The sequence below is a fragment of the Nitrincola sp. genome (genome assembly GCF_048264025.1).
GTDB lineage: Bacteria > Pseudomonadota > Gammaproteobacteria > Pseudomonadales > Balneatricaceae > Nitrincola.
The window spans coordinates 1-18,969 of sequence record NZ_JBLXDN010000014.1; the positions used below are offsets into that span (position 1 = coordinate 1).

General features: G+C 49.3%; 14 protein-coding genes. 13 read left to right on the forward strand and 1 reads right to left on the reverse strand.

The features are described from left to right. Positions 1-173: 173 nt before the first annotated feature. Entirely contained in the window at positions 174-2,354 is a 2,181-nt protein-coding gene (locus tag ACN0R1_RS11610; RefSeq protein WP_417582993.1) for a penicillin-binding protein 1A, read from the reverse strand. 332 nt (positions 2,355-2,686) lie between these two features. Here ACN0R1_RS11610 and pilM point away from each other — a divergent pair, with 332 nt between their 5' ends. From pilM to ACN0R1_RS11675, 13 genes are all read left to right on the forward strand, one after another. Continuing rightward, complete coding sequence (pilM, locus tag ACN0R1_RS11615; protein ID WP_417582995.1) at positions 2,687-3,742, forward strand: type IV pilus assembly protein PilM; 1,056 nt, start codon at positions 2,687-2,689, stop codon at positions 3,740-3,742. A gap of 11 nt (positions 3,743-3,753) precedes the next feature. Further along, positions 3,754-4,305 carry a PilN domain-containing protein gene (locus tag ACN0R1_RS11620; protein WP_417582997.1) on the forward strand — a complete coding sequence of 184 codons (552 nt, stop codon included), beginning with the start codon at positions 3,754-3,756 and terminating at the stop codon, positions 4,303-4,305. Then, positions 4,302-4,904 carry a type 4a pilus biogenesis protein PilO gene (locus ACN0R1_RS11625; RefSeq protein WP_417582999.1) on the forward strand — a complete coding sequence of 201 codons (603 nt, stop codon included), beginning with the start codon at positions 4,302-4,304 and terminating at the stop codon, positions 4,902-4,904. Before ACN0R1_RS11620 ends, ACN0R1_RS11625 begins: the two co-directional genes overlap by 4 nt. Then, entirely contained in the window at positions 4,891-5,460 is a 570-nt protein-coding gene (locus ACN0R1_RS11630) for a pilus assembly protein PilP (RefSeq protein ID WP_417583001.1), read from the forward strand. Before ACN0R1_RS11625 ends, ACN0R1_RS11630 begins: the two co-directional genes overlap by 14 nt. A gap of 12 nt (positions 5,461-5,472) precedes the next feature. Beyond that, the gene (gene pilQ, locus ACN0R1_RS11635) at positions 5,473-7,575 is read left to right on the forward strand and encodes a type IV pilus secretin PilQ (RefSeq protein WP_417583003.1); all 2,103 of its coding nucleotides are present in this window, start codon (positions 5,473-5,475) and stop codon (positions 7,573-7,575) included. A 9-nt stretch (positions 7,576-7,584) separates the two neighbouring features. Further along, positions 7,585-8,106 carry a shikimate kinase AroK gene (aroK, locus tag ACN0R1_RS11640; protein ID WP_417583005.1) on the forward strand — a complete coding sequence of 174 codons (522 nt, stop codon included), beginning with the start codon at positions 7,585-7,587 and terminating at the stop codon, positions 8,104-8,106. A 47-nt stretch (positions 8,107-8,153) separates the two neighbouring features. Continuing rightward, complete coding sequence (gene aroB / locus ACN0R1_RS11645; RefSeq protein WP_417583193.1) at positions 8,154-9,227, forward strand: 3-dehydroquinate synthase; 1,074 nt, start codon at positions 8,154-8,156, stop codon at positions 9,225-9,227. A gap of 34 nt (positions 9,228-9,261) precedes the next feature. Next, complete coding sequence (locus ACN0R1_RS11650) at positions 9,262-10,881, forward strand: AAA family ATPase (RefSeq protein WP_417583007.1); 1,620 nt, start codon at positions 9,262-9,264, stop codon at positions 10,879-10,881. A gap of 195 nt (positions 10,882-11,076) precedes the next feature. Next, entirely contained in the window at positions 11,077-15,531 is a 4,455-nt protein-coding gene (gltB, locus tag ACN0R1_RS11655) for a glutamate synthase large subunit (protein WP_417583009.1), read from the forward strand. Between the two features lie 81 nt (positions 15,532-15,612). Then, a complete protein-coding gene (locus ACN0R1_RS11660) occupies positions 15,613-17,046 on the forward strand; it encodes an FAD-dependent oxidoreductase (RefSeq protein ID WP_417583011.1) in 1,434 nt (477 codons plus the stop codon). 185 nt (positions 17,047-17,231) lie between these two features. Continuing rightward, entirely contained in the window at positions 17,232-17,699 is a 468-nt protein-coding gene (locus tag ACN0R1_RS11665) for a GspH/FimT family pseudopilin (RefSeq protein ID WP_417583013.1), read from the forward strand. Then, complete coding sequence (gene pilV, locus ACN0R1_RS11670; RefSeq protein WP_417583015.1) at positions 17,696-18,229, forward strand: type IV pilus modification protein PilV; 534 nt, start codon at positions 17,696-17,698, stop codon at positions 18,227-18,229. Before ACN0R1_RS11665 ends, pilV begins: the two co-directional genes overlap by 4 nt. Continuing rightward, complete coding sequence (locus ACN0R1_RS11675; RefSeq protein ID WP_417583017.1) at positions 18,229-18,969, forward strand: PilW family protein; 741 nt, start codon at positions 18,229-18,231, stop codon at positions 18,967-18,969. Before pilV ends, ACN0R1_RS11675 begins: the two co-directional genes overlap by 1 nt.

An 18,969-nucleotide genomic window follows, 5' to 3' on the forward strand; every position in this document is an offset into this window, starting at 1 on the left:
AAGCGTGCAACACATCTGCTCGAGTCAAAAATAGCTTGCAACACGGGCGGGTCCATATAAGCCCGCTCTGCGGGCGATTTTTGTACAGGATGTACGAAACAGAAAACGGTTCCTGCGTTTTCTGCATTCACGCCGTCCGCCGTGGCTACCGCCACGGCCACAGCAGCGGCGTATCAGTCAAACAAAGATTCCAGTACCCGACTACCTGATTCACCTGGCGCTTTGGCGCGTCTGTTTGGTGCTGTATCTTCATCAAAATACTCATTGATAGCGTCGGTCTGGCCTTCATAAGCCAGCAGGCCAGATGCAGGGTCAATGCGGATGCGTACAACACTCTCTGGGCGCTGCGGGGCTGATTCTGGTTTGTCGCGCAGTGCCTCGCGCATAAAATCTATCCAGATAGGGAGTGCTGCGGTGCCGCCGTATTCACTCCGGCCAAGCGGCGCTGGTTGGTCAAATCCAACCCAGGCCGTGGCAACCAGGTCACGATTATAGCCAGTAAACCAGGCATCTTTCTGTTGATTGGTGGTGCCAGTTTTACCGGCCAAATCGTTGCGTTGTAATGCCTGAGCTCGGCGACCGGTGCCGCGTCGGATTACGTCGGCAAGGATGTCATTAATAATAAAGGCCGTAGACTCCTTTAATATGCGGAAATCTTCAGGGTCGCTGTGATTGAGGCGAGCATTGGTATGTTTAAAGGCATCACCGGCATCATCTGGGAGCACTACAGGCTGTCCATTCACATCAATTTCATCAATGAACCAGGGGGTGACCAAGTAGCCACCATTGGCAAAGGCTGCATAGCCTGTATTAATCTGAATGGGGGTGACATCCGCGCTTCCCAAAGATAAAGACAGGTTGGCGGGGGTGCGATCTGGATCGAAACCAAACTTGAGAATCTGTTGGTGTGCTGTGTGAACACCAATATCTCTCATTAGTCGAATCGAAACCAGGTTTTTAGAGCGGTAAAGTGCCTCACGTAGACGAATCGGCCCTTCAAAATCACGTGAACTATTTTCAGGACGCCATTCACCGGCAAGACTTATGTCGTGAATAACAATTGGAGAATCATTGATGACACTGGCCGCACTATAACCATTCTCCAGGCCTATTGCATAGATGAAGGGCTTAAATGTAGAGCCTGGTTGACGAAAAGCTTGAGTGATCCGGTTAAAGTTGTTGTGGTAAAAGCTGAAGCCGCCAGATAAGGCACGAATTGCACCCGTATCAGACTCCATAGCTATAACTCCACCCTGTACACGAGGGAGTTGCGTCAGGTGCCAGGTGTGTTCTTCATGCGGCACAACACGAATGATGTCGCCGCTAGCAAGGATGTCGCTGGTGGTACTCGGGGCTGGTCCCATGGCATTAACTGAGCGATAGGCCCGTGCCCATTTCATGGCATCCCAGGATAAAGTGTGCTCGCTACCGTCCCGGAGTAAAACTGTGGCGTCTTGTTCAGTTGTATCTATCACCAGAGCAGGATGCATATTGGCATACAAAGCGTAGTCAGACAGAATTGAAAGTAGTTCTTCCTTGTCTAGCTCGGCAATCTCGAGCTGAGCTTCAGGGCCGTGATATCCATGGCGCTCATGGTAGGCAATCAAGCCGTTACTCAAGGCTGCATCAGCCGCTGTTTGCATATTGCTATCCAGGGTGGTGGTGACATTAAAGCCATCTGTATAGGCGAGTTCGCCGTACAAACGTACCATCTCAGCACGTACCATTTCAGCCACATAATAGGCTGGCAACTCAATGTCGGCTGTATGATAGCGGGCCACTTCTGCCTCCTGCGTAGCCTCATCATAGTCGGTCTGATTAATGTAGCCCAATGAAAGCATGCGCCCCAAAATCCAGTTACGGCGTGCAGTGGAGCGTTGCGGATTTCGGACAGGGTTGTTGGCGGAAGGTGCTTTTGGGAGGCCGGCGATGGTTGCCATCTGGGCTAGAGACAGCTCGCTGATATCCTTGCCGTAGTAAATGTTGGCAGCGGCTTGTACTCCATACGCGCGCTGACCGAGATAAATTTTATTTACATAGAGTTCCAGTATTTCTTGTTTACTAAGTTCCTGTTCAATTTTTAGCGATAGCAGAATCTCATTAAACTTGCGCTCAAATGTACGATCAGGTGAGAGAAAGAAGTTTTTAGCCACCTGCATAGTTATGGTAGATCCACCTGATTGAATTTCGCCACTGGAAACTAATTGAAAGGCCGCTCTACTTAGTCCTTTAATATCGATACCGGAGTGTTCATAAAAGCGACTATCTTCGGCAGCAAGAATTGCATGGCGTAATGTATCGGGAATTTCATCGTAGCGAATAGGAATGCGTCGCTGTTCGCCGTACTCAGCCATCAGCTTGCCGTCCGCGGAAAAAATCCGTAGGGGAATTTGGAATCTTACGTCACGAAGTTCGTTTACATCTGGAAGATTGGGCTTATATTGATGTAAGGCAAAAAAAACGCCAGCAATTACCAGTACTATTACCAGCAATGCAAGGCCCGAAAATATCTTAAGCAGGGTGAAAAGTTTGCGCATGGTCACCTTTTGGTCTAATTTCGGTCTAAAATGACTATTATATCTGTCGCGGGGCTTTACAGTATAGCTGACAGGCGTTTAAATTACTGAAAAGGTTTATAGCTGTTAACCTACAGCATGTTCCGGTACTAACGGAAAAGGATTGAATTGTGGTCAGCTTATTCAGAAAAAAAACATCAGGCTGGATTGGTATCGATATTGGATCATCTTCAGTCAAGTTAGTTTCCATGTCGACCAACGGAAATCAACACCAGATCGATGCCTATGCAATCGTTCCTTTGCCTTCCAGTGCCGTCATCGATGGAAATGTTGAAGAGGTTAAAGAGGTCACAGCCGCTGTTCAGCGCGGCCTTAAAATATGTGGTGGTAAGTATAATGCGGCAGTTGTGGCTGTACCTTCCTCGGCTGTTATCACTAAGCGTATTCAAATAAGTAATTTGTTTGTCGGTATTGAGCTAGAAGACCAGGTTAAAATTGAAGCTGATCAGTTCATTCCTTATCCACTTGAAGAGGTTGCTTTGGATTTCGAAGTAATCGGTCCCGCTACTAAAGATCCAAATCTGAATGAAATTTTACTGGTGGCTTGCCGGAAGGAAAATGCGGACTCCCGAGAGGATTCTGTTAATGCGGCGGGAGTAAAGTGTGAAGTGGTGGATGTCGATACCTATGCCATGGAGCGTGTTCTGTCACTGGTTGATCATGCGGAAGGCGATCAACTGGTTGCCGTTGTCGATATAGGTGCTTCAACACTCTGTCTGAATGTCTTCATGAAAGGCAAGCTGGCTTATAACCGAGAGCAGGCCTTTGGTGGCAACGACTTATCCCAAGCGATTCATCAGCAACATGGGATGTCGATGGAGGAGGTTGATCTCGCTTTTCGTGAGAATACATTGAACCAAGCGATAGTCGATCAAATGGTTGTGCCATTTACCGATACTGTTATTCAGCAGGTGTCACGTGCGCTGCAGTTTTTCTACTCGTCCGGGGTTCACGGTCAATTGGGCAAAGTCTATATCTGCGGTGGTGTTTCAGGCCTGCCAAATCTGGCCAGTCGTTTAGCTGATGAACTGGAAATTGAAACGCAACTGTTGATGCCATTTAATCATACGGCCGTGAACAGAAAGCTGAATTCCGAGCGCCTCAATCGTGATGCAGCCGTGCTGGCTAAAGCCTGCGGTCTGGCTCTTAGAAGCTCCAATCAATAGGACTTGAGACTATGGCCCGAATAAATTTAAGACCCTGGCGCGAAGAACGGAATGCTTTGCATCAGAAACGCTTTGTTTCAAACCTATTGGGAGCCGCCGTACTGGCTGGCTTGGCGGTATTTGCTATCAGTTACTATTACGATATGCAGATGGATCGCCAGCAAGCGCGAAATAATTATTTGCGTGCCGAGAATACACGCCTGGATAGACAGTTAGCTGAAATTAACGAGTTGAATCGGTTGCGTGATCAACTGCTGGCTCGCCTGCAAGCTATTGAGGATCTTCAGGGAACCCGACCACTTATTGTACGCAACTTTGATGAGATGGTGCGGGTGTTGCCTGATGATCTCTACTACACTTCAGTTAGTCGAAATGGCGATATGATCACAATCGATGGTTTTGCTGAACAGAATCGAGATGTGTCGGCATTGATGCGCCAGTTAAACAGCTCCGAATGGTTTAGTGAGCCTAATCTTAGTCGGGTAGGCACGGCTAACAACCTCAGGCAATTTAATCTCTCGGTGCCTATGCGTCGACCTGCTGACGGGGGGAGTGCAGAATGAGCATGAATGCGCTTCAAAATGCATTTCGCGGTTTTGATATCAACAATCTTGATTTTAAAACAGCTGGAAACTGGCCTGTCGGTGTAAAGTTCATCTGTTATCTACTCGCATTTGCCGTTGTAGTGGGGGCTGGCATCCATTTTCTGATAACCGATAAGCATCAGGCTGTAGAACGAGAAATTACCCGTGAAAATGACCTGAAATCTCAGTTTGAAGACAAGGCATTTCGTGTTGCTAACCTGGATGCCCTGCGTCGTCAGATGGCTGATGTAGAGGTGCGGTTTTCGGAGATACTCAAACAACTGCCAACAGATAAAGAAGTGCCAGGATTGCTTGAAGATATTTCGGATATCGGGCGGCAGGCAGGCCTGACCATTGACACAATTGCACTGCAGCCTGAAACCCGTACTCAATTTTATATTGAGTTACCCATCAATATTCAGGTGAATGGTACTTATCATCAGATGGGGGAGTTTGTGAGTGGTGTCGCGGCTATCGAAAGGATTGTCACCTTGCATGACTATTCAATCCGGACAGTTTCTGATGATCAGCTTTCCATGACCATTAACGCAAAGACCTATCGCTATGAACAGAATTAAACGACATAACGGATCGCGGGCGCTGTCTGGCAGATTCTGTGCTGTAACGCTGCTGGTTTTGTTGATGCAAGGTTGTATTTGGGTGGAGGATACGGCTGACCTGAGAGCGTTCGTTGCTGATCGTTCTTCAAGGCCGGTTGGAGAAATTCCTCCGTTACCTGAATTTCAACCCTATGAAGCCTTTGTGTATGAAGGTTCCAGTCTGCGTAACCCCTTCCGGGTTATGATGCCAGAAGTAACTGAATTACCGGAAGAAATTTCTGAGGTCTACCCCGACCCAGACAGAATCAATGACTATCTTGAGCAGTATGCGGTGGATAACCTGTCAATGGTAGGTACTATCACATCTCCGCTGGAAGTTGAGTTGATGTACGCTCTGGTACGGGATCCTCTTGGCGAGGTGCACCGAGTAAAAATGGGTGATTACCTTGGGCTGGATAACGGCCAAGTGGTTGCATTGGATGAAAGACGGATAGAATTGTCCGAAATTGTTTCAAATGGCCGTGGCGGATGGATGAAGCGACCACGCACCATTGTTCTTCCCGAGTCCAACTAAGGGATACTGACCGTGAAAAAAATACACATGACTCAAAAGAAAACTACGTCGTTGCTGAAATGCTTCGGTAGCTGGCTGGTGATCCCGGTTGTACTGCTGTTCTCTACTACTTTGCTTGCACAAGAAGCCAGGTTGACTAAAACAGAGTTTGTATCCCTGCCAGGGCAGGGTGTTGAGGTAAGGATGGAGTTTGATACGCCTCCTGCAGTACCCAGCAGCTACATGATCGACAGTCCTCCACGCCTGGTTATGGATTTTAATGGTGTGGTCAACGATATAGGCCAGCGGAATATCTCGGTTAATACCGGCATAGTGGATAGTGTCAACTTCGCTCAGGCGCAGGACCGCTTACGGGTTGTTACAAACCTCTACGGCGCTGCTTCGCATGATGTACAGGTTAGCGGTAATGTTCTACTCATGCGCTTTCAGGAGATAGTGGCAGCACCTACAGGCAACAGTCGTCAGCAAGCATCCTCTGCGTCTGTCATGCCATCACAAAGTACAGTGGCTGATAGCCGTACGCGGGTCAACTCCATTGACTTTCAGCGTGTTGAGGGCAATCAGGGGCGTGTCATTATCGCAATGTCAGACGACCGAGCCAGCATGGATGTTATGCGTGAAGGCGGTAACATTGTGCTTAATTTGTCAAATGCTGTGCTCGATCCGGCGTTGTCTAAGCGTCTGGATGTGCAGGATTTCGCAACACCGCTGGAGTTTATTGACAGCATGTCCTCTGGTAGCGGTGCAACCATCTTAATGCGTCCGGGTTCTGATCCCTACGATTACATGGCGTATCAGACCGGTAATCAATTGATTGTTGATTTTAAACCGCTGACTCGACGTGAACTGGATGCTCAGCGTGAAAATCAGTTTCCCTATACAGGTGAGCGTATTGACCTGAATTTCCAGAGTGTTGAAGTTAGGGCTGTATTGCAGATTATTGCTGAAGTGGCCGAGATGAATCTGGTGGTCAGTGAGAATGTCGGTGGAACCACAACGCTGCGTCTGAAGAATGTTCCCTGGGATCAGGCACTGGATATTCTGCTGAAATCCAAGAATCTGGATAAGCGTGAAATCGGCAATGTGCTGATGGTAGGTACATCGACTGAAATCGCTGAGCGTGAACGCGCTGAAATGGAAAGTCAGCAACAAGTCCAGGAGCTTGCTCCACTGATTACTGAGTTTATTCAGGTGGATTTCCGTCGCGCTTCAGATATGCGTACCCGGCTGGAAGAAGCGCGTCTGGTATCTGAGCGAGGTTTTATTCTGGCCGATGACCAGACCAATGTATTGATGGTGCGTGAAACCTCCAGTCAGATGGAAGATATTCGCCGTACGCTGCGCCGTTTTGATATAGAAGTGGCCCAGGTGCTAGTAGAGGCTCGGCTTGTAACGGCGTCCACTGAGTTTGCTAAAGAAATAGGTATCCGCTGGGGGGCTTCCAGTACGTCAACTCACAGAGGTAATCCGGTTGTAATAAATGGTGGCGCCAATGATGAAATGTTCGAAATTGGTGATACCGGTGAGTTTGTTCCGGGTATGGTTGATCTGGGAGTAAGTGATGCTACCTCTGCCATACGTATAGGGTACCTTGGCAGTAGCTTCTTGTTGGCTGCTGAGCTGTCTGCATTGCAGAGTGATAACAAAGTAGAGATAGTTTCTCAGCCTAAGGTTATTACTACCAATGGTCGTCCGGCAGTAATCAAATCAGGTCAGGAAGTGGCCTATCAGACCGTTGAGAACGGCGAAGTTAATCTTGAGTTCAAGGAAGTGGTGCTGAGTCTGGAGGTAACCCCTCAGATCAATCCAGGTGATCGTATCTCCATGGATTTGAAAGTGCTGCAGGACTCGCTTGACCCCAACCGTCTTGGTGGTGAGTTGCTGATCAACACCAACCAGCTTGAGACCTCAGTGGTCGTTAATGATGGTGATACCATTGTACTGGGTGGTGTATTCCGTAATGACATGGAAAATGCAACCAGTAAAACGCCGATCCTGGGTGATCTGCCAGTGTTGGGCCGTTTGTTCCGCTACACGCGTGAAACAGAAACCAAACGAGAGTTGCTGATCTTCATCACACCCACTATGATTCGGGAATCCTTAGCTATTCAGTAGGTTTCTGCGTTGAACGTCTTTCTTGTTGGCCCTATGGGTGCTGGAAAAAGCACCATAGGGCGTCTTCTTTCACATGAGCTTCATTATGATTTTATCGATTCTGATAAGGTCATAGAGGAACGCTCAGGTGCGAATATTCCTTGGATTTTTGATGTTGAAGGTGAGCAGGGGTTTCGTGATCGTGAAGCCGCTGTTATTGATGAGCTTACACAGTTAAGTGATTGTGTACTGGCCACGGGTGGCGGCGTTGTGATGCGATCTGAAAATCGCAGTAACCTTCAGAGTAGAGGGGTGGTCGTTTACTTGCAGACTTCGATTGAGCAGCAGCTTGAGCGTACGGCAAAAGACCGAAATCGCCCCTTATTGCAAACTGATAATCCAGAGGCTGTGTTGCGCAAATTGTTGCAGCAGCGTGATCCCCTTTACAAAAGCTGTGCAGATATTATTATCCGAACAGATAGGCGGCATCCGCGCGCAGTCATTCAGGAAATCCTGCGTCAGCTAAAGCAGCACCAACCGCTTAACGCCTGATTTTATTCTTTTAAATATCCCGATTTTTAAACGCGGAGTTCTACATGATGCAAACCCTGAGCGTTGACCTGGGTGACAGAAGCTACCCGATTTTTATTGGTTCAGGACTGCTGCAGCAGGCTAGGTTGCAGCCCTATATCAAGGGTAACCAGGTGATGCTGGTCAGTAACACCACAGTAGCTCCACTGTATCGGGAGCTGGTCTGTAAAGGTTTGTCTCAGATTGATGTAGATGAGGTGATACTGCCTGATGGTGAGGCATATAAGGATATGCAGCATCTTAACCTGATTTTTGATCAGTTACTGGCGCGTCGTCATAACCGTACCACTACGCTAATTGCATTGGGTGGTGGGGTGATAGGTGATATGACTGGCTTTGCCGCCGCTTGTTATCAACGCGGCGTCAACTTTATCCAGTTGCCGACTACGCTCCTGTCGCAAGTGGATTCCTCCGTAGGCGGCAAGACGGGTGTTAATCACCCGGCGGGCAAAAATATGATTGGTGCCTTTCACCAACCAGTGGCGGTGGTGGCCGATACGGCTGTGTTGCAAACGCTTCCAGATACTGAGTTGTCAGCAGGGCTAGCCGAAGTGATTAAGTATGGCTTGATTTATGATGCTGACTTTTTTGCCTGGCTTGAAAGCAATGTGCAGGCGCTGCGTAATAAGGATGAGCAGGCACTGGCCTACGCTATATATCGTTCTTGCGAAATCAAAGCAGAGCTTGTGGCTCTGGATGAACGAGAATCCGGCGTGCGGGCTCTACTGAATCTTGGACATACCTTTGGCCATGCGATTGAAACACATGCGGGTTACGGCCAATGGTTGCATGGTGAAGCTGTGGCGGCAGGTACGGTGATGGCTGCCGACTTGTCCTGTCGGTTAGGATGGATTAGCCGTGCAGATGTAGATAGAATAGAACGATTGTTTAAGGCCGCTGGATTGCCGGTCAAACCACCCAAAGATATGACACCTGAGCAATTCTGTACGCTGATGTCTGTTGATAAAAAAGTGATGGATGGTCGTTTACGTCTGGTGTTGTTGAAAGCAATTGGCCAGGCTGTTGTCACCGCGGAATTTGAACAAGCAGCGCTAATGCAAACTCTGAATGGGGGCGTTTAGTCCTGTCAGGAAACTAACTAAGCAGGGAATAATTATGCCCATCAGCGAACATGAATATGCCGAACCCGCTTCACGCATGCAGTTGGCCGAAAAACTGAGCCATCTATCCAGTTATTCGGAGTTCATGATTTTGCTACTGGGCGATGCAGGCAGTGGCCGAAGCTTGTTGTTAGATCAGTTGTCTCGCCTGCATGAGCCTCGTACTCAGCGCATTGCACGTATTGATCTAGATGAAAAAACGGATGTCAGTGGCCTACTCCTGTTGCTGATTACCGCCCTGCGTTTGGAGTCAGATGCGCTGATCGATAATCGTAAGCGCCTGGCGGCTATCCACAAACACATACGTGCGCTGGCTGAAGTAGATATTTCACTGCATCTTCATATTGATAATGCAGATTACCTCAGTGATAACGCTCTGGAGTTGCTATTAAGCCTGTTGCAGCTAGGTGATTCAGCACCACACTTGCTGCTAACCGCATTACCCGATTTTGAGCAGCGAGCTGAAGATAAAGGCGTGTTTGAGCGCTTCGAGAGTCGCGTGCATATCCAGCGCCTGGAGCCTTTTACAGAGGTGGAAGCTGAGGACTTTGTGTTGGCATTACTGCCTGCACAAGCTGACCTGAGTCCAAAACAGTTGCGTAAATTAATTGATGCCGGCGATGGTCATCCAGGTAGTCTCAAAGCCGCCGTAGCTGCGCTGGTTCAGCAGGGTGGACTGGAAAGCCAGGTGCGTAGTTTTCCTCTGCCACCTTTGCACATGGGGGCGATTGCACTGGTATTGCTGCTGATTACCGGATTTGCTGTGTGGCACTATTTGCCAAAAACCGAACATGAGCCTCAGGGTATCGCACGTATTCAGGTTGCACCGACGCCGGTGTCTGCTAATACTGAGCCTGTTGTGCGGGTTGATGTCATCGAAGCGCGTGAAGAGCTTGCTCAGCGCCTTGCTGAGCAGGAAGCGTTATTGTCTGCAGCCGAAGAGCCGTCAATTGAGGAGGATGATCAGGTGTCGCCGACAACGGAACAGATCTCCGAGTCGGAGGCTGACCCGGTGGTAGAGGTTAGCGAGACAGCCGAAGTTGATGCTGTGGCTGAGGTTGTCGAGTTGGAAGAAGTTAACCTTGCTGAAGAGACAAGTGCGGTTACAGAGGTAAACACTGTCACAGCAGACGCTGTAGCTGAGGTTGAACCTGAACCTGCCCCTGCCCCTGTCCTTCCGGAAGTGGAGGCTCCAGTTGTAGCAGATACACCCGAACCAATTGAACAGAGTGCGGTGGTTTCAGCCCCTGAGTCTGCTTCAGAGCCTGCGCCAGCCCGTACAGAGCCCGAATTGAGCACTTCGGTTACACCCGGTTCTCAGGCTGAAGTGCTGCTGGAATGGCCCGACAGTGGCTTTACATTGCAGATGCTAGGCGCACGGTCGGAAGAAAGTGTGGTAAAATTCATCCAATCACAGGAGCAGCCTCAGCGTTTTTATCGTTTCAAGGCGCTATTTCAGGGTGCGCCATGGCATGTCGTTGTTTATGGCCAATACCCGACTCGTGCAGCCGCAATGGAAGCTGTACGAAGCCTTCCTGCTGACCTCAGGGATCGAAATCCGTGGGCCAGATCAATATCCAGTGTCAAAGAAGATATTAAAAAAATCGATCAATAATGCGTGATTGATCATATAATACGGCCCCTGAGAGGCTGTGATACTGAAAATATCAGTGCCCACGGAAACGCCAAAATTGTTCTTATCCCATAAGGGGTGTAGCATAAACACCCCTTTTTTGACTCCGGGATAAGGGGTTTTTATATCTTGCGTTAATAGCGCATTGATTTTATTGGTTTTTAGTGAGATTGGCTTATGAGCAATGGTCTGTACCGCCCAGGTGAATTCAAGGACAACTGCGGCTTTGGTCTGATGGCGCACATGCAGGGAACAGCAAGTCATAGCCTCCTGCAGAAAGCGATTCAGGCATTAGCCTGTATGACGCACCGCGGGGGGATTGCAGCAGATGGCAAAACCGGTGACGGTTGTGGTCTGCTGATGCAGAAACCGGACGCATTCATGCGAGCCGTAGCAAAAGAAGCGCTCAAAGCAGATCTGAGTGATCTCTATGCCGTAGGTATGGTGTTTTTATCTCAAGATCCAGCGTTGGCTGAGCAGGCTCGTAATCAGGTTAATTCCGAACTGACTCAGTTGGGATTGCGAGTTAAAGGCTGGCGTGAAGTACCGACGGATGAAGCCTGTCTAGGGCCTATCGCCAAAGATACGCTGCCACGTATTGAACAGGTATTTGTTGATACGGAAGAAAAATCTGAACGTGAATTTGTGATCAGTCTGTTCACCGCCAGACGTAAGGCTGAAATAGCCCTTAGTAATGATCCTGATTTTTATATCTGTAGCTTGTCGGACAAGGTTATCTCCTACAAGGGTCTGATGATGCCGGTGGACCTGCCGGTATTTTATAAAGATCTCAGCGATGAGCGCTTGCAGACAGCGATTTGTACTTATCATCAGCGCTTTTCAACCAATACCGCGCCACGCTGGCCATTGGCGCAGCCGTTTCGTTTTCTGGCACATAATGGTGAAATTAACACCATCGAAGGTAACCGCGCCTGGTCGCGCGCGCGTAGCACCAAGTTTGCTACCCCGCTGCTGCCGAATGTTGATGAATTACAGCCTATCGTGAACACCACCGGTTCTGACTCTTCCAGCATGGATAATATGCTGGAGTTTCTGATGGTGGGTGGCATGGATATCTACCGTACGGTGCGCATGATTGTGCCGCCCGCCTGGCAGAACGTGGAAACCATGGATTCCAATCTGCGTGCATTTTATGAATTCAACTCGATGCACATGGAACCCTGGGATGGTCCCGCCGGTATGGTCATGACCGACGGTCGCTATGCTGTGTGTATGCTTGACCGTAATGGTCTGCGACCTTCACGTTGGGTGATGCTCGATGACGGACTGCTGTGTACCGCATCTGAAATCGGTGTGTTTGATTATGAACCTTCCAGCATCAAGGCACAGGGGCGTGTCGGGCCAGGGCAGATTTTGGTAGTCGATACGTCGACTGGCGAAGTTATGCACACGGCCGATGTTGACAAAATTCTGAAATCCCGTCAGCCCTACCGTAAATGGCTCCGCGAACACTCGATTCCCTTGGAACAGACGATGAACTTCGTCGAAGAGTCCACCTCGTTTCGTGAAATGAGTCCGGAAGAAACCCGCACTCACATGAAAATGTTCCAGGTTACCTTCGAAGAGCGCGACCAGGTACTGCGCCCATTAGGTGAGTCAGGTATGGAAGCGGTGGGCTCTATGGGAGATGATAAGCCCATGGCCGTGCTGTCGGGTCGGGTCAGATCCGTGTATGACTACTTTCGTCAGCAGTTTGCTCAGGTCACTAACCCGCCCATCGATCCACTGCGTGAAGCGATAGTTATGTCGTTGCAGACCTGCATTGGTCGTGAGAAAAATGTATTTGAAGAAACGCCGGCGCACGCGCGGCGTATCGTGCTGAAATCACCCGTACTGTCGGCGAGTAAGTTCAGACGCTTGCGGGACATGAATATTGAAGACTTCGAGTCAGAAACCCTGGATATGCAATACGATCCAGAAGTTGGTCTCAAACAGGCTATTGTCGATCTGTGTCAGCAAGCCGAAGCGGCTGCGCGGCGTGGCAAGGTCATTCTGATTTTGAGTGATGCTTATATTAAGCAAGGTAAGTTACCAATCCATGCGGCTATGGCGACCGGCGCCGTGAACCAGCACCTGGTGTCCAAAGGGCTGCGTACCAGCGCTAACCTGGTCGTAGAAACGGCTACAGCGAGAGATTCTCACCACTTTGCCGTGCTGTTTGGTTTTGGTGCTACGGCGATTTACCCTTACCTGGCATACCGTGTTCTGAATGATCTGTGTCGCACCGGTGAAATTACTGGCGAGCCACTGCAAGCTCACGAGAGCTACCGTAAAGGCATCAACAAAGGCTTGATGAAAATCCTGTCGAAGATGGGTATCTCCACCATTGCCTCTTATCGTTCGGCTCAACTGTTTGAAGCTGTTGGTCTTTCAAGCGAAGTGGTTGATCTCTGTTTCAAAGGGGTGACCAGCCGTATCGAAGGAGCACGTTTCGAACACTTCCAGCAGGAGCAGGCGCTGTTGGCCGCCGAAGCCTGGAGTGCGCGCAAGCCGATTCAGCAGGGTGGTTTGCTCAAGTATATCCATAATGGCGAATATCACGCCTATAACCCCGATGTAGTCACCACCATTCATCAAGCCGTGAGCAGCGGTGATGTGCGTGATTATCAGCGTTATGCCGATCTGGTTAACAAACGCGGTGTGGCCACTCTGCGAGACCTGCTGGGTATCCGTAAGGACATTCAGCCTATTCCGCTGTCTGAGGTTGAACCCGTCGAGAGCTTGTTTACCCGCTTTGACTCCGCGGCCATGTCGCTGGGAGCCCTGTCTCCTGAAGCACATGAAGCTCTGGCTGTAGCCATGAATGAGCTGGGTGGTCGTTCCAACTCCGGTGAGGGTGGTGAAGACCCTGCCCGTCATGGCACTATCAAGCGCTCCAAGATCAAGCAGATCGCCTCGGGTCGTTTCGGGGTCACCCCGGAGTACCTGATGAGTGCCGATGTCATGCAGATCAAGGTGGCTCAGGGTGCCAAACCGGGTGAAGGCGGGCAGTTACCGGGTGGTAAGGTCAATGCGCTGATCGCACGGCTGCGTTACTCAGTACCCGGTGTCACGCTGATTTCACCTCCACCGCATCATGATATCTACTCTATTGAAGATCTGGCGCAGTTGATTTTTGACCTGAAGCAGATCAATCCGGAAGGGCTGGTATCGGTCAAACTGGTATCGCGTCCGGGTGTCGGCACCATCGCCTGTGGTGTCGCCAAGGCCTATGCCGATCTGATCACCATTTCCGGTTACGATGGCGGTACCGCGGCCTCACCGCTGACCTCTATCCATTATGCCGGTTCCCCCTGGGAGCTAGGTCTGGCCGATGCACACCAGTCGTTACGCGGCAACCAGCTGCGCGGCAAAATTCGCCTGCAGACAGACGGTGGTCTGAAAACCGGTCTGGATGTGGTTAAAGCGGCTATGCTCGGCGCCGAAAGCTTTGGCTTCGGTACCATGCCGATGGTGGCCCTGGGTTGTAAATACCTGCGAATCTGTCACCTGAATAACTGCGCCACCGGTGTAGCAACACAGCGTGCTGACCTGCGTGAAGAACACTTCCGTGGCACCGTCGAAATGGTGAAAAATTTCTTCCGCTTCGTGGCTGAAGAAACACGTCAGTGGATGGCAATGCTGGGTGTGCGCACCTTGGAAGAGCTGGTTGGACGCACAGACCTGCTGGAAGTGCTTGAAGGTGAAACCGCTAAACAGAAATGTCTGGATCTGTCGCCCTTGCTGAGTCATGCCAATATACCGGCTGATGCACCGCATACGGTACAGCAGCACCGCAATGAGCCTTATGATCCGGGTTCATTGAATAATGAGATGCTGGCACAATCCAGTGCCGCGATTCATGACAAGAGTGGCGGGGAATTTTTGTTCAAGATTACCAACTGCGATCGCTCAGTAGGTGCTCGCACTTCAGGCCTGATTGCCAAACTACACGGCAACCTGGGCATGTCAGATGAGCCGGTGATTTATAACTTCAAAGGCCATGCCGGCCAGTCATTTGGTGTCTGGAATGCCGGTGGTCAGTACCTCTACCTGGAAGGTGATGCCAACGATTATGTCGGTAAAGGCATGGCCGGCGGTAAGATCGTACTGCGCGCCTTTGATGATGTGACATACAAAACCCATGAAGCCTCCATCATGGGTAACACCTGCCTGTATGGTGCAACTGGCGGTAAGCTGTTTGCAGCCGGTCAGGCCGGTGAGCGTTTCGGTGTACGTAACTCTGGTTGTCATGCGGTAATCGAGGGTGCGGGCGATCATTGTTGTGAATACATGACTGGTGGCATCATCACGGTACTGGGGAAAACCGGCTATAACTTTGGTGCCGGTATGACCGGTGGCTTTGCTTATGTACTGGATCTGGATAACAGTTTCGTGGATAAGTACAACCATGAGCTGGTAGATATCCACCGTATTTCGACTGAGCAGATGGAAGCGCATAAAAACCACCTGCGCTCAACAATCATTGAGTTCACCCGTGAAACGCGTAGCGCCTGGGGTCAGGAAATCCTGGATAACTTCGATGACTTGATCGGGAAGTTCTGGCTGGTCAAACCCTATGCAACAGGGATCAATGACCTGCTGAACAGTATTCGCAAACGCCCTGAATAAGCGCGTTCTGAATAACTCCCCTGACGGGTAATGATTAAAGGTAGCGCCGGCTGCGAGCCGGCCTGCGAATGAGGTGTAAAGATGGCTGACCGTCTGAGTAATGATTTTCAGTTTATAGAAGTGGGCCGTAAAGGTCCGGATAAAATCAATGCAACTGTACGTAAGAAGCAGTTTGCCGAGATCTATGAACCCTTTAAACCGCGTAATGCAGCGAACCAGGCACACCGTTGTCTGGAATGCGGTAACCCTTATTGCGAATGGAAGTGCCCGGTACACAACTTCATCCCCAACTGGTTGAAGCTGGTATCCGAAGGCAACATCATGGAAGCGGTGGAGCTAAGCCATCAAACCAACACCCTGCCAGAAGTCTGTGGCCGCGTGTGCCCGCAAGATCGCTTGTGTGAAGGTGCCTGTACCCTGAATGATGGCTTCGGTGCTGTCACCATCGGCTCGGTAGAGAAATACATCACCGACACGGCTTTCGCTATGGGCTGGAAGCCGGACATGTCCAACGTGGTCTGGACAGACAAAAAGGTGGCGATTATCGGTGCAGGACCTGCCGGTCTGGGCTGTGCGGATGTGCTGGTACGCAACGGCGTTAAACCGGTGGTATTTGATCGTTATCCGGAAATCGGTGGCCTGCTGACCTTCGGGATTCCCGAGTTCAAGCTGGAAAAATCGGTGATGGTGCGTCGTCGTAAAGTCTTCGAAGGTATGGGCATTGAATTCCGCCTGAATACCGAAGTCGGCAAGGATATCACTATCGAAACCCTGCTGAGTGAGTACGATGCTGTATTCATGGGAATGGGCACCTACAGTTATATGAAAGGTGGCTTCCCGGGTGAAGACCTGCAAGGGGTGTTCGAAGCCTTGCCATTCCTGATCTCCAATGTGAACCATTGCCTGGGTTATGATAAAGACGTATCCAACTTCATCAACCTGAAAGGTAAGCGGGTCGTGGTACTCGGTGGTGGCGATACCGCCATGGACTGTAACCGCACCTCAATCCGTCAGGGCGCAAAATCCGTGACCTGCGCCTACCGTCGTGATGAAGCCAACATGCCTGGCTCCAAAAACGAAGTGGTCAACGCCCGTGAAGAAGGGGTTAAGTTTGTCTTTAACCGCCAGCCCGTCGAAATCATTGGTGAAGACGGCAAGGTGACCGGTGTAAAAGTGGTCACCACCCGCATGGGTGAGCCGGATGAAAATGGTCGTCAGCGCGCTGAAGTTGTCGAAGGCTCAGAAGAGATTCTCAAAGCCGATGCGGTACTGGTCGCTTTTGGTTTCCGCCCCAGCCCAGCTCCCTGGTTTGCAGAGCAGAATATCAGCCTGCATCAGGATGGCCGGGTTGATACCACCGCACAGCCCAAAGAAGCCAACCGTTTCGCTTTTCAGACCACGAATGCCAAGGTGTTTGCCGGTGGTGATATGGTCAGAGGTTCAGACCTGGTGGTTACCGCCATCGATGAAGGACGCAAGGCGGCAGAGGGAATCTTGGATTATTTGCAAGTCTGACAATGATCAAGCAAGAAGCCACGCTATGTGGCTTCTTTTCCAATAAATTTACCGCTTGTCGTTAAAATACTAACGCCCATCCACCTGACTGCTGCATTTGTTCTTTGTCCTGTCTATTCTTAAGGTAATGAAAAAATCAACATTGCCTCCGGTTTATATAGGTCTATCTAAAAGGAATGTGCTCTATGCGGCTCCACCAGCAGGGTTTGACCCTGATAGAGTTACTAGTTGCTATGATCGTCGCTGTTGTGCTTTTAACGGTTGCAGTACCTTCATTCCAGCAAATAGCAGCGAATAACGCCCTCAAGTCTACCAGCCGTGATTTGATAGCTGCTCTTAACACTGCGCGTATACAGGCCGTTAATGTTCGAGAGGATGTATCTGTAGAGCCTGAAGCCGGTGGTTGGGCAGATGGTTGGATATTGGCTTCGAGCGCCAGCGCAATTGAAGAGCAGGTAGAAGCGTTTACTCCGCATTCGAATGTCAGCGTACAGCGTCAAGGAGCAGCAGGAGCAATTACATTTTTTGCGCGCGGTGGTGTGGCCAATGGTGGTGCGACATTCTTGGTTTGCCACAATGATTTGACAGATGGTCGAAAAGTTACAGTATCTTTTTTAGGAAAAATTCAAAGTGAAATAGAGGCCTGTGAATGAAATACTGTATACAAAAAAAAGGTCTATCAAAACAAACCGGTGTTGGGATGCTGGAAGTTTTGATCGCTTTAGTTGTATTAGCGGTTGGAGCACTTGGCTTTGCTGGCCTTCAGTTAGTCTCACTGAAAAATTCTAATGAAGCTAATTTTAGAGCTCAAGCGACACTGATTATTCAAGATGCTATAGAAAGGGTTCAATCTAATCCTAAAGAATTAGATCGTTACTTCACTGTTAATAACTGGTCAACTGATCATCAAACAGTCAAGTCTGTGCCGCCAGAACTTTCTAAGTGCATAAGCAACAGCTGTACATCTGCGGAAATGGCGGGCTGGGATATAGCGTATTTACAATGGAAGGCTGCTAATACACTACCTTTAGGACGTGTTATTGGGAGTCCGTGTGGTTTTAACAGTATGGATTGCATGATTGTTAGTTGGAATGAACAAGATATTACTGAATGTATAGATAACAATGGCCTTAACACGGCAGGTGCTGATACTTATTGTGTAGTGATGGAGGTTAGCCGCTGATGAAAAATGAAACAGGCTTCTCCTTGGTAGAGTTAATGATTGCAATGGTGTTAGGGCTAGTTATTACACTGGCTGCGGTGCAATTGTTGTTAACTAACCAGCGTACATTTTCCTTGCAGCAATCACTTTCTGAGGTATACGAAGATGCCTATATGGCAATTCGATATATGAATACAGATTTACGTCAAGCAGGTAGAGGCGCTACAAATGTTGGTACAATAACCCCTGTAATATATGAAGCTACAAACCCTGGTGATCCGGTTTCAGCTAATGGGGTAAGTGATTCTCTTGTCATCACCTATAATGGCACACAAGATTGTGAAGGTGTAGGCAATAATGATGATAAAACAATCGTGAACCACTATTTTATCAGTAATGGTGAATTGCGTTGTCGTGGGAACCAGGCTGCTTCAGCCAATGGAGTGGTGCTGTTAACTCAAGTTCAACGTTTTAAAGTTTTATATGGTATAGATACTGAGAAAGATGATCCTCCTGAAATGAGTGTAACGCAGTTTGTGACTGCAGATGATCTTAGTGATCAAGTAGATAATGGTGCTGTGATTGTTGCGTTACGCTATGGTTTTTTATTAAGTGGTGAAAATAACAATTTACCATTAAATGTTAACAATGAAGACTATTATGTATTGGATGATAAGGTAACGCTTGTACCTAACCGAAGAATTGTCCGAGCATTTACATCTACTGTTCAGTTGCGTAACTATGACTGGGATGGAGTTTAA